General features: G+C 70.5%; 10 protein-coding genes. 6 read left to right on the top strand and 4 right to left on the bottom strand.

Features of this window, described 5'->3' with window-relative positions:
* Window positions 1–60: 60 nt before the first annotated feature.
* The 3 genes from OG965_RS26220 to OG965_RS26210 form a co-directional block, all read right to left on the bottom strand.
* Window positions 61–1,683 (bottom strand): ABC transporter substrate-binding protein, encoded by a 1,623-nt coding sequence (locus OG965_RS26220; protein WP_371654507.1) that lies wholly within the window; start codon window positions 1,681–1,683, stop codon window positions 61–63.
* Window positions 1,684–2,137: 454 nt separating this feature from the next.
* Window positions 2,138–4,048, bottom strand: coding sequence for a translational GTPase TypA (gene typA, locus OG965_RS26215; protein ID WP_371654506.1), 1,911 nt, complete (start codon window positions 4,046–4,048; stop codon window positions 2,138–2,140).
* A 307-nt stretch (window positions 4,049–4,355) separates the two neighbouring features.
* Entirely contained in the window at window positions 4,356–6,884 is a 2,529-nt protein-coding gene (locus tag OG965_RS26210) for an ABC transporter family substrate-binding protein (protein WP_371654505.1), read from the bottom strand.
* A gap of 311 nt (window positions 6,885–7,195) precedes the next feature.
* Between OG965_RS26210 and OG965_RS26205 the strand changes: the two genes are divergently transcribed.
* The 4 genes from OG965_RS26205 to OG965_RS26190 are packed head-to-tail and all read left to right on the top strand — an operon-like array spanning window position 7,196 to window position 11,021.
* The gene (locus tag OG965_RS26205) at window positions 7,196–7,483 is read left to right on the top strand and encodes a hypothetical protein (protein ID WP_371654504.1); all 288 of its coding nucleotides are present in this window, start codon (window positions 7,196–7,198) and stop codon (window positions 7,481–7,483) included.
* A 21-nt stretch (window positions 7,484–7,504) separates the two neighbouring features.
* Window positions 7,505–8,323: a hypothetical protein gene (locus tag OG965_RS26200; RefSeq protein ID WP_371654503.1), complete on the top strand. Its 819-nt coding sequence runs from the start codon at window positions 7,505–7,507 to the stop codon at window positions 8,321–8,323.
* Complete coding sequence (locus tag OG965_RS26195; RefSeq protein ID WP_371654502.1) at window positions 8,323–10,251, top strand: fumarate reductase/succinate dehydrogenase flavoprotein subunit; 1,929 nt, start codon at window positions 8,323–8,325, stop codon at window positions 10,249–10,251. Before OG965_RS26200 ends, OG965_RS26195 begins: the two co-directional genes overlap by 1 nt.
* Window positions 10,248–11,021: a succinate dehydrogenase/fumarate reductase iron-sulfur subunit gene (locus OG965_RS26190; protein ID WP_371654501.1), complete on the top strand. Its 774-nt coding sequence runs from the start codon at window positions 10,248–10,250 to the stop codon at window positions 11,019–11,021. The genes OG965_RS26195 and OG965_RS26190 overlap by 4 nt, the downstream gene beginning before the upstream one ends.
* 67 nt (window positions 11,022–11,088) lie before the next feature.
* Here OG965_RS26190 and OG965_RS26185 read toward each other — a convergent pair whose 3' ends face one another.
* Window positions 11,089–12,042 carry a glycosyl hydrolase family 18 protein gene (locus tag OG965_RS26185; RefSeq protein ID WP_371657063.1) on the bottom strand — a complete coding sequence of 318 codons (954 nt, stop codon included), beginning with the start codon at window positions 12,040–12,042 and terminating at the stop codon, window positions 11,089–11,091.
* Window positions 12,043–12,285: 243 nt separating this feature from the next.
* On the opposite strand from OG965_RS26185, the gene OG965_RS26180 reads away from it, so the two are divergent.
* Both OG965_RS26180 and OG965_RS26175 read left to right on the top strand, forming a co-directional pair.
* Window positions 12,286–14,388 (top strand): TPM domain-containing protein, encoded by a 2,103-nt coding sequence (locus tag OG965_RS26180; protein ID WP_371654500.1) that lies wholly within the window; start codon window positions 12,286–12,288, stop codon window positions 14,386–14,388.
* Window positions 14,385–15,101 carry a PspA/IM30 family protein gene (locus tag OG965_RS26175; RefSeq protein WP_371654499.1) on the top strand — a complete coding sequence of 239 codons (717 nt, stop codon included), beginning with the start codon at window positions 14,385–14,387 and terminating at the stop codon, window positions 15,099–15,101. The genes OG965_RS26180 and OG965_RS26175 overlap by 4 nt, the downstream gene beginning before the upstream one ends.
* Window positions 15,102–15,114 lie beyond the last annotated feature (13 nt).

Here is a 15,114-nt window from a genome sequence, read left to right as displayed (position 1 = left end):
GAGACCCTTCATGGACTCCCCCTGCCCACCCTCAGCCCGTTGGATCACGGGCTGGATCGCTCAGCTGAGCTTGACGGTGTCCCAGAGGACGTCGCCACCGGCGATCTTCATGCTCTTGATCTTCGAGCTGTAGCCAGCGTTGAGCTTGTAGAAGTACACCGGGATGTACGGCATCTCGTCGAGCAGGATGTCGTCGGCCGCCTGGTAGCCCTTGACAGCCTCCTCCGGAGTCTTGCCCTGGTCGCCCTGAACGAGGAGCTTCTCGAAGTTCTCGTTCGTGTAGCCCGCGTAGTTCGAGCCGTTCTCGATGGCGTCCTTCGAGAAGATCGGGCGCAGGTAGTTCTCGGCGTTCGGGTAGTCCATGTTCCAGCCCATACGGAAGCCGCCGCTGTACTTCTTGGCGTCCAGGTCGTTCAGGATGGTCTGGAACTGCTCGAACGGCTTCGCGGTGACCTTGATGCCGAGGTTCTGCTGGATCTGGTTGGCGACCGCCTCGATCCAGCCCTTGTGGTCGCCGTCGGCGTTGTAGCCGATCTCCAGCGTGTCGTTCGGCAGGCCGCCGCTCTTCTTGTAGAGCTCCTTGGCCTTGGCCGCGTCCAGCTTGCACGCGTCACCGCAGATGCCCGGGCGGTAGCCGGTGATGATCGGGCTGATGAAGTCATCGGCCGGCATGCGCGAGCCGAGGAAGATCTTCTCGGCGATCGTCTTGCGGTCGATGGCCATCGAGAGCGCCTTGCGGAGGTCCTTGTTCTTGAAGGCCTCGTTGTACTTCAGCGGGAAGCCGATGTAGCCGACACCGGAGTCCGACTCGTCGATCGCGCGCTCGCCGAGGTCCTTCTTGTACGTGGCCAGGCCGGACGTCGGGATCGAGTCGTCGATGTCCAGGTTGCCCGCGACCAGGTCCTTGTAGGACGTGTCGGAGTTCGAGTAGATCTTGAAGTTGATCCCCTTGACCTCGTACTTCGAGGCCTCCGGGTACTTGTCGTACTTGACGACGGAGATCTTGTCGTTGTGCTTGAAGCTGCCCGACATCTTGTACGGGCCGTTGCCGATCGGCGCCTCGCCGAAGGCCTTCGGGTTGTCGAAGAACACCTTCGGGAGCGGCATGAACGCCGAGAAGGAGAGCTGCGAGGTGAAGGCGGAGAACGGCGTCTCCAGGGTCACCTGAAGGGTGTTGTCGTCGACGGCCTTGAGGCCCGACAGCTCCTTCGTGGCGACCTTCTTGCCCTTGCCGGGGTTCAAGTCCTTGAAGCCCGCGATGTGCGAGAAGAGCGGGTTCGTCTGCTGCGCGTTGTCCTGGTTGGCGCCGTAGTTCCAGGCGTCGACGAAGGACTTCGCCGTGACGGCCTCACCGTTGTGGAAGGTGTAGCCGGGCTTCAGCTTGATCGTCCAGACCTTGGAGTCCTTGGTCTCGATCGACTGGGCCAGGTCGTTGACGACCTCGTTCTTCTCGTTCAGCTTGGTCAGACCGGTGAAGACGGCCTTGACGACCTCGCCACCCTCGGTCTCGTAGGTGTTCGAGGGCACGAGCAGGTTCTGCGGCTCGCCGATCTCCATGGAGATCACGCCGCCCGAACTGCCCCCCTTGCCCTTACTGTCACCGTCGCCGCCACCACAGGCGGTCGCAGCCAGGGCAACAACCGCCGCACCCGCGACCCACTTGGCGCTCTTGGCACCACGCATGGGTTCCTCCTCATGAGTCCACTTGTCACAACATGAGGGGCACAAAAAGATCGCCGACACCCCTGACGGCGATCGATTAAGCGCCCCGAGTGTGCTCGTGAGTCGGCACTCCCCACAGTGCGTGACCCATTGACCCGAGCTCAATGGAGCCAACTATTAAGTACGGCCGGGCTGTAAACCACACTTAAAGGGTCTCGTTTTGACAACATCAGCTCAGGCCAACAGTCCGAAATCCGGACAAACAGAGCACAGACAGACACGCCCGAAACGGACCGTTAACACATCTTCCGGAGAGCGGTGCTCGATATCCGAACAGGATGTAGGGGAAAACGACTTGACCGCGGGGCCGTCGGAAGGCAGTGCTCACCGACCCGCGCGGACCACCGTACGACAACGGCCCGGCTCCCCGCGAAGATCGCGGAGAACCGGGCCGTGGAGCCCAACCGGCTTATGCTCAGCCGTGCTTGGCGCGCGAGGCCGTACGGCCGCGCTCCTTCTGGTCCAGGACGACCTTGCGGATGCGCACGGCCTCCGGGGTCACCTCGACGCACTCGTCGTCGCGGCAGAACTCCAGGGACTGCTCCAGGGAGAGGTTGCGCGGCGGGACCACGTTCTCCGTGTTGTCCGCGGAAGCCGCACGCATGTTGGTGAGCTTCTTCTCCTTGGTGATGTTCACGTCCATGTCGTCGGCGCGCGAGTTCTCGCCGACGATCATGCCCTCGTAGACCTCGGTGCCGGGCTCGGTGAAGAGGACACCGCGCTCCTGGAGGTTGATCATCGCGAAGGGGGTGACCGAACCGGCGCGGTCGGCGACGAGCGAACCGTTGTTACGGGTCGTCAGGGTGCCGAACCACGGCTCGTGGCCCTCGTGGATGGAGTGGGCGATGCCCGTACCACGGGTGTTGGTGAGGAACTCGGTGCGGAAGCCGATCAGGCCACGCGACGGTACGACGAACTCCATGCGGACCCAGCCGGAGCCGTGGTTCGCCATGTTGTCCATGCGGCCCTTGCGGACGCCCATGAGCTGCGTGACCGCGCCCATGTGCTCCTCGGGGACGTCCACCGTGAGGCGCTCGACCGGCTCGTGGGTCTTGCCGTCGACCTGCTTGGTGACCACCTGCGGCTTGCCGATGGTCAGCTCGAAGCCCTCGCGGCGCATCTGCTCGACCAGGATGGCGAGCGCGAGCTCACCACGGCCCTGGACCTCCCAGGCGTCCGGGCGCTCGGTGTCCAGGACACGCAGCGAGACGTTACCGATCAGCTCGCGGTCGAGGCGGTCCTTGACCTGGCGGGCGGTGACCTTGCGCTGCTTGACGGACGACGACTTGGCGTCGGCGCCCTTACCGCCGCCACCACGGCCGACCAGCGGCGAGGTGTTGGTACCGATGGTCATGGAGATGGCCGGCTGGTCCACCGTGATCAGCGGCAGCGCGATCGGGTTCTCCGGGTCGGCCAGGGTCTCGCCGATCATGATGTCGGGGATACCCGCGACGGCGCAGATGTCACCGGGGCCGGCGACCTCCGCGGGCTTACGGGTGAGCGCCTCGGTCATCATCAGCTCGGTGATGCGGACGTTCGAGATGCTGCCGTCACGCTTGATCCAGGCGACCGTCTGGCCCTTGCGCAGCTCGCCCTGCTCGACACGGACCAGCGCGATACGGCCGAGGAAGTTGTCGGCGTCGAGGTTGGTGACGTGGGCCTGGAGCGGCGCGTCGTCCTCGTACGTCGGGGCCGGGACGTGCTCCAGGATGGCGGTGAAGAACGGCTCCAGGCTGGTCGAGTCGGCCGGGACCGTGCCGTTCTCCGGCTTGGTCAGCGAGGCGATGCCGTCACGGCCACAGGCGTAGACGATCGGGAACTCGATCTGGTCCTCGTCGGCGTCCAGGTCGAGGAAGAGGTCGTACGTCTCGTTGACGACCTCGTCGATCCGGGAGTCCGGGCGGTCCGTCTTGTTGATGCAGAGGATGACGGGCAGCCGCTGCTGGAGCGCCTTGCGGAGCACGAAGCGGGTCTGCGGCAGCGGGCCCTCGGAGGCGTCCACGAGCAGGACCACCGCGTCCACCATCGACAGTCCACGCTCGACCTCGCCACCGAAGTCGGCGTGGCCCGGGGTGTCGATGATGTTGATGGTGATGACGTCGCCGCCATCCTTCGGGTGGTACTTCACGGCCGTGTTCTTGGCCAGGATCGTGATGCCCTTCTCACGCTCCAGGTCGTTGCTGTCCATCATGCGGTCGTCGAGCGACTCCGCGGCGTGCGCGGCGAAGGCGCCCGCCTGCTTGAGCATGGCGTCGACGATGGTCGTCTTACCGTGGTCGACGTGGGCGACGATGGCGACATTGCGGATGTCGTGGCGCGTGGGCATGCTGGCTGGCGCTTCTCTCGATCGGGAATCAGGCGTCAGACGGTCGAAGCCTCGTCCGCCCGCCGGGCGCGAACACGCCACGGCTAGTCCTATGGTACGGGGCTGGCGCGCCGGAGGCCTCCCGGGCCGAACCTATGATCGTTCTGCGGGGTGCGGGGAACTACGAGGCAGCCCTGGTCGAGGCAGCCTCAAGGCCGGGTCAAGGGCAGGTACGACCTTGCCCGCCGGCGGACCGGCGGGCAAGGGACTTGAGCCAGTTCTGAGGTTCTGACCTGCTACTTCTCAGTACGATCGCTGATCTCTTCTGCTACTTCTTCGGCCCCTTCGGAGCGCTTTCCGCCTTCTTGAAGCCGATGTCCTGGAAGTACGGTGCGGCGAACCCGAAGGCCCCGGCATTGGCCACGTTCGGCTTCACCGCGACCAGCTGGGGGCGCTGGTAGAGGGGAATGGATCCGGCCGCCGCCCAGATCCTGGCGTCCGCCTTGCGCACCAGATCGCGGGCCTCGTCCTCGTCGAGCTCCCCGACCGCCTGGTCGAAAAGCTGGTCGATGTGGTCGGTGCCGACCCGGGTGTAGTTCTGCTCGACCACCAGTGAGCCGTCCGAGGCGGCCTCCGGCTTGGCGAAGACCGGCCGGTCGTCGGTGGCCGGGTAGGCGGTGCCGGGCCAGGAGTACAGCGCCAGATCGAAGTCTCCCGAGGCGATGTGGTCCTTGAAGTAGCTGTCGTCGGCCACCTTGGAGATCTCGGTGCTGATCCCGACGGCCTTCAGCATCTGGGCGATCCGGTCGCCCACCGCCCGCAGCTGCTCGGAGCCCGCGCCCGAGGGGAGCACGAAGCGCAGGGTGAGCGGCTTGCCGTCCTTGCCGAGCGGGCCGCCCGCCGCGGGGGCCGCGGTGCCCTTGGGGGCGTACGCGCCGGGGGCGCCGCCGTGGCGCTGGGCCTCGGTCCGGTGGGCGTCCTCCCCGTCCTTCCTCTTGCCGGCCTCGTCCCGGTGGCCGTGGCCGGCGTCGTCCAGCGCGTCGGCCTGGCGCATCAGGGCGATCTCCTGGAGGGCGGCGGCACGGGCCGGGGCGAGCACATGCGTGTCGGCGCCCGGACCGGAGCCGCCGGGCCGGTTGTCGCCGGGCCTGTCGTCGCTCCCGGCCGCGCCGTCCCGCTCGTCCCGCTCGTCCTGCGCGCCGGAGCCCGACCGGGGCCTCTCCTCGTCCGCGTAATAGGGGCCCTCACCGACCTTCGCGCCGCCCAGGAAGTAGAGACCGGGGCCCGGCCGGGCCCTCCTGCCCTTGTCGTCGCCGACGATGTACGTGCCGTCGTCGTTCGAGCCGCCCGCGTCCCCGGCGCTCTCCCGCTTGGCGTCGTCGTCCGCGTTGGCGCCGGACGCCTTGCTGCCCGCCTTGGTGGTGTCGGGCTTCTGGCGGGCGCCGCCCGGGGTCCAGCCCGCGTCCGCGAGCAGAGCCTGCGCCTCGTGCGTGTCCTGGCCGCCGAGCGCGTCGCTGTTGTCGGCGTACGCCGGCTGGCCCGCCAGCGCCAGATGGCTGCCGGGCGGCCGGACGGGCAGCCCGAGCGGCTTGAGCACGATCTCGGCGAGCTCCTGGCGGTCCAGCGCCCGGGCCACCGCCCGGCGCACCCGTTCGTCGGCGAGCGGGCCGGAGCTGCCGTTGAGGGCGAGCTGGGTGTAGGCGGGCTCCAGGGACCTGCGGATGCTGAGCCCGGCCAGGCCCGCCTGCTCCTCCGCGTACCGCTCGACGGCCTCGCGGGTCTGCTTGCGCGCCCGCAGCTCGGTCTCGGCCCGCTCCTCGTCGGAGCCGTGCGCGACCGCCCAGGAGCGCAGTGCGGAGGCCGGAGTGATCGCGGCGCCGGGGCCGTGGGCGAGCCCGGGGCCGTCGTTGCCGCGGCCCGCGCCCTTGTCGCGCTCGGCCAGGGTGATGCGGTCGGCGCCGGACCGGTCGATCTCGGCCACGTCCAGGCTGCCGTCGGCGAGGGCGGCGACCCGCTTGTCGCGCGGAACGGCCCGGAAGACCAGTTCGTCGAGCTTGCTGGGCCGGCCCCACCAGCGCGGGTTGCGGGCCAGCGTGAAGGTGCCCTTGTCGCGGTCCGAGGCCTTCAGGAGAAACGGTCCGGCGGTGGCCTTCAGCTTGGTGCGGGCGCCGTCGTTGAAGGCGTCCGGCGTACCGGTGACGTCCTTCGGGTAGAGCGGGCTGAACAGGGCGCGCCAGTCCGCGTACGGCTTGGCGAAGGTGACCTTGACCTCCAGGTCGTTCGCGCCCTTCTCGATCTTCTCGATCCGCTCGTATCCCGCGTTGCGCGCGGTCCAGAACGCCGTGTCGCGGCCGCTGAGCGCACGCCACTGGGCGACGAAGTCGGGCGCGCCGATCTCCCGGCCGTCGCTCCACACCGCCTTCTGGTTGAGCTTGTAGAGCACGACCTGCTTGGGCTCGCGCTGCACGATCTCCGCGCGCTCCAGATAGTCCGGATTGCGCTGCGGACGGCCGCGCTCGTCCAGGGTGAAGAGGGACGGCAGCACCGCGCCGGTGATCCGCGCGGTGGCGGCGTCGGCGTCGGCCTGGAAGACGTTGAGCGTCTGGGGCATCGCGTCGACGGCCCAGCGCAGGGTGCCCCCGTCGGCGACCTGGGGCCGGGCCGCCGCGCCGATGTCCTGGGGGGCCACGACCGCGCCGGCCGCGTCGTCGCCCGAGGAGCAGCCGGTCAGTGCGGGGAGCGCCAGTACACCGGAGGTGAGGAGCGCGACGGACCGGAGCGACGCGACGGTGCGGATCGCGGCGACGGTGCGGATCGCCCGGGATGCCCTCCCGCGCTGAACGCCGACGTGGGGCATGTTTGTACCTCTTCGTCAGTTTTTGTTTGTTTGATGGCATTTCGCGATGATCACACGTATTGCCCACCCACTGAAGAGGACGGCACCCCCGCCCGTACGGCGACACGGCGCGACGGCGGCCGGATCCCACCCGTGCGGCGCAATGACGGCGCGCAAGAGGTAGTGCGCGCCCCCGGAACCCGGTGCACACACCTTCACAACCACGGAAGTGACGCGCGACACTCTCAGGCGCATGACCTTTCGGGGGGATCCGGAGGTCGCCCTCCGGAACGACCGGTCACCGCCCGCTAGTGCGGAAGGTAGGGCACGCCATGTCCCTGCACGACGAGTTGACGTCGGTCCAGCGCTGTCTCGACGACCTGGTCAGGTCGGTGGGGCGGCTGGAGAAACAGGTCGGCGAAGGCGGCCTGGACATCCGGCGGGTACGGACCGACACCGACCATCTGCGCGAGAGCGTCGCGCTGCTGCGCGAGACCGCTCCCCATACCGCCGAGGCCCGCCCCGACCTGGTCACCATCCCGGACACGCCGTACGACGCCTCACTGTGGACGGACTCGGACGACGAAGGTCTGGGCGCCCGCGCCCGGCGCGCCCCCTGACTCACGCGACTGGAGCCACTGTTGGCCACAGGCACCGAACCCCAACCGCTGACCGGCGTTCACGACGCCTCGCGCGCCGCCATCGCGCCCCGCCATCTGCGCACCGACCGCTGGTGGCTGGCGCCGGCCGTGACCGCCGCCGGACTGCTCGCCTTCGTCGTCTACTCGACCTGGCGGGCCTTCGTGAACGACGACTACTACGCGGCTCCGTACGTCTCGCCCTTCTACTCGCCGTGCGTCGCCGACAACTGCGTCCCGATGCGGGGCGGCCCGAACGCCGACCTCATCGGCAGCTGGTGGGGCCTCTCCCCCGCCCTGCTGATCCTGATCTTCCCGCTCGCCTTCCGCGGCACCTGCTACTACTACCGCAAGGCCTACTACCGGGGCTTCTGGGCCTCGCCGCCCGCCTGCGCGGTGGCCGAGCCGCACAAGAAGTACTCGGGCGAGACCCGCTTCCCGCTCGTCATCCAGAACATCCACCGGTACACGTTCTACTTCGCGCTGCCGGTCGCCGCGTTCCTCACGTACGACGCGGTGCTCGCCTACCGCGACGAGCAGTACCGGTGGGGCCACATGGGCCTCGGCACCCTGATCTTCACCGTCAACATCGTGCTGATCTGGGCGTACACCCTCTCCTGCCATTCCTGCCGGCACATCGTCGGCGGCAAGCTGCGGCACTTCTCCAAGCATCCGGTGCGCTACCGGCTGTGGGGCTGGGCGGGGAAGCTGAACCGCCATCACATGCTGCTCGCCTGGGCCTCGTTGATCAGTGTCTCGCTGGCCGACCTGTACGTGTACTTCCTCGCCACCGGGGCGTTCGACGATCCGAGGTTCTTCTGATGACGCAGCTCGAACGGCAGCAGTGGGACGTCGTCGTGGTGGGCGCGGGCGGTGCGGGCCTGCGGGCCGCCATCGAGGCCCGGGAACAGGGCGCCCGCACCGCGGTGATCTGCAAGTCCCTCTTCGGCAAGGCCCACACGGTGATGGCCGAGGGCGGCATCGCCGCCTCCATGGGCAATGTGAACTCCGGCGACAACTGGCAGGTCCACTTCCGCGACACCATGCGCGGCGGCAAGTTCCTCAACCAGTGGCGGATGGCCGAGCTCCACGCGCGCGAGGCGCCCGACCGGGTGTGGGAGCTGGAGACCTGGGGCGCCCTCTTCGACCGTACGCCGGACGGCCGGATCTCCCAGCGCAACTTCGGCGGCCACGAGTACCCGCGCCTGGCCCATGTCGGTGACCGCACCGGCCTGGAGCTCATCCGCACCCTCCAGCAGAAGATCGTCTCGCTCCAGCAGGACGACAAGCGCGAATTCGGCGACTACGAGGCCCGGTTGAAGGTCTTCCAGGAGTGCACGGTCACCCGCGTACTGAAGGAAGGCGACCGCGTCTCGGGCGCCTTCTGCTACGAGCGCGACTCCGGCCGGTTCTTCGTCCTGGAGGCCCCGGCCGTGGTCCTGTCGACCGGCGGCATCGGCAAGTCCTTCAAGGTGACCTCGAACTCGTGGGAGTACACCGGCGACGGCCACGCGCTCGCGCTGCTCGCCGGGGCCCCGCTGCTGAACATGGAGTTCGTGCAGTTCCACCCCACGGGCATGGTCTGGCCGCCCTCGGTCAAGGGCATCCTGGTCACCGAGTCGGTCCGCGGCGACGGCGGGGTGCTGCGCAACTCCGAGGGCAAGCGCTTCATGTTCGACTACGTGCCGGACGTCTTCAAGGAGAAGTACGCGGAGTCCGAGGCGGAGGGCGACCGCTGGTACGAGGACCCGGACCACAACCGCCGCCCGCCCGAGCTGCTCCCCCGCGACGAGGTGGCCCGCGCCATCAACTCCGAGGTGAAGGCGGGCCGCGGCTCCCCGCACGGCGGCGTCTTCCTCGACGTGTCGACGCGGATGCCCGCCGAGGTCATCCGGCGCCGGCTGCCCTCCATGCACCACCAGTTCAAGGAGCTGGCCGACGTCGACATCACGGCCGAGCCGATGGAGGTCGGCCCGACCTGCCACTACGTGATGGGCGGCATCGCCGTCGAGTCGGACACCGCGGCCGCGCGCGGGGTGCCCGGTCTGTTCGCCGCGGGCGAGGTGGCCGGCGGGATGCACGGCTCCAACCGCCTGGGCGGCAATTCCCTCTCCGACCTGCTGGTCTTCGGCCGCCGCGCGGGGCTGCACGCCGCCGAGTACGCCTCGGCCCTGGCCGGCGCCCGCCCGGGCGTCGACGAGACCCAGGTGGACCTGGCGGCGGCGGAGGCGCTGCGGCCGTTCAGCGCCGAGCCCCAGGAGGGCGCGGCGCCGGAGAACCCGTACACCCTCCACCAGGAGCTCCAGCAGGCCATGAACGACCTCGTCGGCATCATCCGCCGGGACGCTGAGATGCGGCAGGCCCTGGAGAAGCTGGCCGAGCTGCGCGTACGGGCCCGGCGGGCCGGGGTGGAGGGGCACCGCCAGTTCAACCCGGGCTGGCACCTCGCCCTCGACCTGCGGAACATGCTCCTGGTCAGCGAGTGCGTGGCGCGCGCGGCCCTGGAGCGCACCGAGAGCCGGGGCGGCCACACCCGCGAGGACTGGCCCGCGATGGACCGCGGCTGGCGGCGCGCGAACCTGCTGTGCCGGCTGGCCGACCCCACCGCGGAGCTCGCGGCCACCGACCCGGTCCGGGGCCAGATCCGGCTCGTACGCGAAGAGACCGAACCCATCCGTGCCGACCTGCTCGCCCTCTTCGAGAAGGAGGAGCTGGTCAAGTACCTCGCCGAAGAGGAGCTCTACGAGTGACCACGTATGACGCGAGCTTCCGGGTCTGGCGGGGCGACACCGGCGGCGGCGCCCTGGAGGACTTCAAGGTGGAGGTGAACGAGGGCGAGGTGGTCCTCGACATCATCCACCGGCTCCAGGCGACCCAGGTCCCGGACCTGGCCGTGCGCTGGAACTGCAAGGCGGGCAAGTGCGGTTCGTGCTCGGCGGAGATCAACGGGCGGCCCCGGCTGCTGTGCATGACCCGGATGTCGGTCTTCTCGCAAGAGGAGACGATCACGGTCACCCCGCTGCGGGCGTTCCCGGTCGTCCGCGACCTGGTGACCGACGTCACCTTCAACTACGAGAAGGCCCGGGAAGTTCCCGCCTTCGTTCCCCCGAAGGGGGTCGCGGCCGGCGAGTACCGGATGCAGCAGGTCGATGTGGAGCGCTCGCAGGAGTTCCGCAAGTGCATCGAGTGCTTCCTGTGCCAGGACACCTGCCACGTGGTGCGCGACCACGAGGAGAACAAGGCCGCCTTCGCGGGCCCGCGCTTCCTGATGCGGATCGCGGAGCTGGACATGCATCCGCTGGACGCGGCGGACGAGACGGGCCTGGACCGCAAGCGCACCGCCCAGGACGAGCACGGCCTGGGCTACTGCAACATCACCAAGTGCTGCACGGAGGTCTGCCCCGAGCACATCAAGATCACCGACAATGCGCTGATCCCGCTCAAGGAGCGGGCGGTGGACCGCAAGTACGACCCGCTGGTCTGGCTGGGCAACAAGATCGGGCGCCGGTCCGGGAGTTAGCCGCGGCCGCGCGAAACGGGGCGGGGCCCGGCATCAGTGGATGCCGGGCCCCGCCGCTGCCGTACTACTAGTTCCAGTCCTTGTCGTACGCGGCCCAGTCCCGGTCGCGCGCGGTGAAGTCGACATAGAGGGCCACGCCGAAGTGCTCGCGGTGGCGGTCGGTGCGGCCGAGCCCCAGACGCACTCCACGCACGGCCGCCTTGACCGTCTCGGCCGAGGCGTGGTGGCCCATGGTCTCCGTCTGGAAGAACGGCAGCCCCATCAGCAGATCGGTGTCCTTGGGCGTCACTTCGAGCGCCAGCGAGGCCTGCTGGGCGACATAGCCGCCGTAGAGGCTCTCCAGCGGCATCGAGGTGTCGTACGACATGACGGCGATCTGGTCGACGCGCTTGGCCACCTGCCCGAAGTACGCCTGCGACCACCACTTGGGGTGCCCGGCGATCTTGCGGGCGGCCGAGTGCAGCCTGGGCACCGGGTCGATCTGGTGCGCGGCGACCGACAGCGTCGCGTGGTGCGCGCGCGTCACGGGCCGCACCGCGTCGAGCAGTTCGAGGAAGTGACGGTTGCCCGAGGGCATCGGCTCCAGGTCGAAGTGCACGCCGTCGAACCCGCCGCCCGCCAGGGCCCGGCGGGACGAGTCCACCATCGCGGCGCGGGTGGCCGGACGCTCCAGACGCAGCCCCCTGGGGCCCTCGGTGGCGAGCTTGTCGCCGAGCCAGGCCTGGACGCGCACGCCGGGCAGCCTGCGGTGCACGCCGTCGACCAGCCAGCGCGCCTTGGGGAAGCGGGCAGCGGGCAGCGACCCGTCGTGCTCCAGGGGTCCGGCGTGGACGTACAGGTCGTGTATCCCCGTCTCCCGTACGCGCGCGGCGAAGGCGTCCAGGTCGCGGTCGCCCTTGCGGCCGTCGACCCAGGCGTGGCCGAGCCAGATGGCGTCCCGGCCGCGCGTTCTGGTGCCGTCGCCGGGGTCGCCCGCGTAGCTGCTGCGCAGCGCCACCGCGCCGACCACCATGGGCGCCATCACCAGGAGCACGGCCGCCAGCGCGGCACGCCGCACCCACGTCCGCGCCGGGCGCCGGAGCCACCGGCGCAGGCCTTCCACTCCGGCCGATATAGCTGTCCGCACGTGTACCCCTGACTGTCAGTGTGCCGTGGAAGTATGACCTCCCGGTGGCGTGCTGCCTAACGAGCGGGGCGCGGATTCCCCGGTCCGGCGGCTCCCGCCCGGTCGCGGAGCGGCAGATACCGCCATACGCTCACAAATGTGACGCCGCGTGTCAGTCGCACCGGGCCCCGCATTGCCGCCCGGGCCGTCCGGGCCCTCGTGGCCGTGTTGCTGGCCACGTGCTGGACGGCACTGCCCGGCGCGGGGTCCGCGCACGCCGAGGACCCGGTGACGCTCGCCTCGAACGGGCTGATCACCGACCACGCGCACGCGCTCGCCGGCCGCGCGCCGCAGGTGACCGCCGCGCTCGACCGCCTCCACGAGGACCGCCTCGTCCAGCTCTTCGCGGTGTACGTGGACGACTTCTCCGGCCGCACCGCCCAGGACTGGGCCGACACCACCGCGCAGAAGAACGGGCTCGGCCGAGACGACGTCCTGCTGGCCGTCGCCACCGGGTCGCGGCAGTACGCGTACTCGGTCGACCAGTACTTCCGGCTCAGCGACCAGACGCTCGGCGCGGTGGCCCGCGAGTCGGTCGAGCCCGCCCTGCGGCGCGGCGACTGGGCGGGGGCCGCGATCGGCGCGGCCGAGGGGCTGGACGCCGCCCTGGCCGAACCCACCCGGCACGACGGCTCCTTCTCGGCCAGCGACTACGTCCTGCCGGTCGTCGTCCTCGCCGCCGCGGGCGCGGTCGCCGGGTACGCGTACGCGCGCAGGAAGCGGCGGGCCGCCACCCGGACCACACCCGCGAGCGCCCAGGGCGCGGGTGCGCAGGGGTGGGAGCGGGATCCGGCGCCGCCGCAGGACCTCGCCGCCTTGGAGGCCGAGGCGGACCGGACCCTGGTCGCCACCGATGACGCCATCCGTACGAGTGACGAGGAACTGGGTTTCGCCGTCGCACAGTTCGGGGATGAGGCGGCCCGGCCGTTCGCGCAGGCCCTCGCGTACGCCAGGTCCGAACTGGCCACCGCGTTCCGGCTGCGCCAGCAGCTCGACGACGACCCGCCGCCGGAGGGGCTCGCCCTGCCGGAGGGCCCCGCCCCGCCCGACGAGCCGGAGCTGCCGGAGGAGGGCGGGGCGGCTCGGCGGCGGATGCTGCGGGAGATCGTCTCGCGGTGCGCGGCGGCCGGGCGGCGGCTCGACGCCGAGTCGGAGTCCTTCGACGCGCTGCGCGACCTGGAGCGCGACGCCCCGCGGGCGCTGGAAGCCGTCGAGACGGCCTTCCGCACGCTCACCGGGCGTACGGCCGCGGCGGACTCGACGCTGACCGCGCTGCACCAGCGGTACGCGGAGTCCGCGACCGCGCCGGTCGCGACCCATGTCGAGGAGGCCAAGGAACACCTGGTCTCCGCCACTGCCTGCCTCAACGCGGCCCGCCAGGCCCTCGACGCGGAGGACCGGGGCGAGGCCGCGGCGCAAGTGCGCGCCGCCGAGGGCGCCGTCGCCCGGACGGCCACGCTGGTGGACGCGATCGACCGGCGGGGCCGGGAACTCGCGGACGCCGAGGAGCGGTTGCCCGCCGCGCTCACCGGGACGGAGGCGGCCCTGACGGAGGCGCGAGGCCTGCTGGAAGGACTGGAAGGCACGTCGCAGGCGCGCGGGCTGCCAGAAGGCGCCCCTGGGTCCCCCGTCGGCCTGCGCGATCGGGTCGCCCGGGCCGAGACGGTGCTCGTGGGCGTCGGGCGGGCGCGGGCGGCCAGCCCGTACGACCCGATCGACGCGCTGCGCCGGGTCGGGGAGGCGGAGGAGGCCCTGGATGAGGCCCTGGACACGGCCCTTGCGGGCGTACGGGAGCGCAAGGGCGGCGCGGCACGCTCCCGCGCGCTCCTGGATTGGGCGGTGCTCACGGCCGGCTCGGCCGTCGCGGCGGCGGACGCCTACGTCACCACCCACCGGGACGCGGTCGGCAGCGCGGCCCGCACCCGGCTCGCGGAGGCCCGGCGCCACCTCGCACAGGCCGACGAGACGGCCGGGCCGGACGCGCCGGGCGGCCTCGCCGAGGTGCGGCGGGCGGACGCCCTGGCGCAGCAGGCGTGGAGCCTCGCGGAAGCGGACGTACAGGCCTACGAGCACGGCCCGGGGACCTTCGAGAAGAATGGGAACCTGAACGGGAACCTGAACGGGCCGGGCGGTGTATCAGAAGCAGGAACGGGCGGTGTTCCAGAAGCAGGAAGCGGACCGGCGCAAGGAGAAGAGCCATGAACGACAGGCAGTCGGTACTGGGCCGGGTCGGCCGGCTGGCGAAGGCCAACGTCAACGCGCTCCTCGACCAGGCCGAGGACCCGCAGAAGATGCTGGACCAGCTGATACGGGAGTACACGAGCACCATCGCGGAGGCGGAGCAGGCCGTGGCCTCGGCCGTCGGCGACGTGCGCCTGATGGAGCAGGACCGGGTGGAGGACCTGGCCGCCGCCAAGGAGTGGGGCGACCAGGCGGTCGCGGCCAGCAGGAAGGCCGACGGGCTGCGCGCGGACGGCTCCGCGGACGACGCCGACCGGTTCGACCGCCTCGCCAAAGTGGCGTTGGGCAGACAGGTGCAGTCGGAGAACGAGGCGCGGGCGGCGGAGCCGACGATCGCCGCGCAGACGGAGGTGGTGGACAGACTCAAGTCCGGCCTGGCCCGGATGAAGTCCCAGCTGGACGTACTGAGAGCGGAGCAGGGCGAGTTGGCGGCCCCGGCCGACGCGGCGCGGGCGCGGAGCCAACTGCTGGACGGACTGGAGAGCGTCGCTCTGCTCGACCCGGCCGGCGAGATACCCCGCTTCGAGGACAAGGTGCGGCGCGAGGAGGCACGGGCGCGGGGCACGCGGGAGCTCGCCGCCTCGTTCCTGGACGCCCAGTTCGAGCAGCTGGACGCCCCGGGCGACACGGCGGAGGTGGAGGCACGGCTGGCGGCACTGAAGGCGACGACGTAGGGGCGGGAGGTCG

This window comes from Streptomyces sp. NBC_00224, assembly GCF_041435195.1.
Classification (GTDB): Bacteria; Actinomycetota; Actinomycetes; order Streptomycetales; family Streptomycetaceae; genus Streptomyces.
Note: the sequence above shows the minus strand (reverse complement) of the source record. Positions and strands in the feature narration are given on the sequence as shown.

Excerpts from the sequence above, each read along its gene's own strand:
- OG965_RS26220 (WP_371654507.1), bottom strand. The coding sequence starts at position 1,683 with ATGCGTGGTGCCAAGAGCGCCAAGTGGGTCGCGGGTGCGGCGGTTGTT.
- OG965_RS26195 (WP_371654502.1), top strand. The coding sequence starts at position 8,323 with ATGACGCAGCTCGAACGGCAGCAGTGGGACGTCGTCGTGGTGGGCGCG.
- typA (WP_371654506.1), bottom strand. The coding sequence starts at position 4,048 with ATGCCCACGCGCCACGACATCCGCAATGTCGCCATCGTCGCCCACGTC.
- OG965_RS26210 (WP_371654505.1), bottom strand. The coding sequence starts at position 6,884 with ATGCCCCACGTCGGCGTTCAGCGCGGGAGGGCATCCCGGGCGATCCGC.
- OG965_RS26175 (WP_371654499.1), top strand. The coding sequence starts at position 14,385 with ATGAACGACAGGCAGTCGGTACTGGGCCGGGTCGGCCGGCTGGCGAAG.
- OG965_RS26205 (WP_371654504.1), top strand. The coding sequence starts at position 7,196 with ATGTCCCTGCACGACGAGTTGACGTCGGTCCAGCGCTGTCTCGACGAC.
- OG965_RS26185 (WP_371657063.1), bottom strand. The coding sequence starts at position 12,042 with ATGGCGCCCATGGTGGTCGGCGCGGTGGCGCTGCGCAGCAGCTACGCG.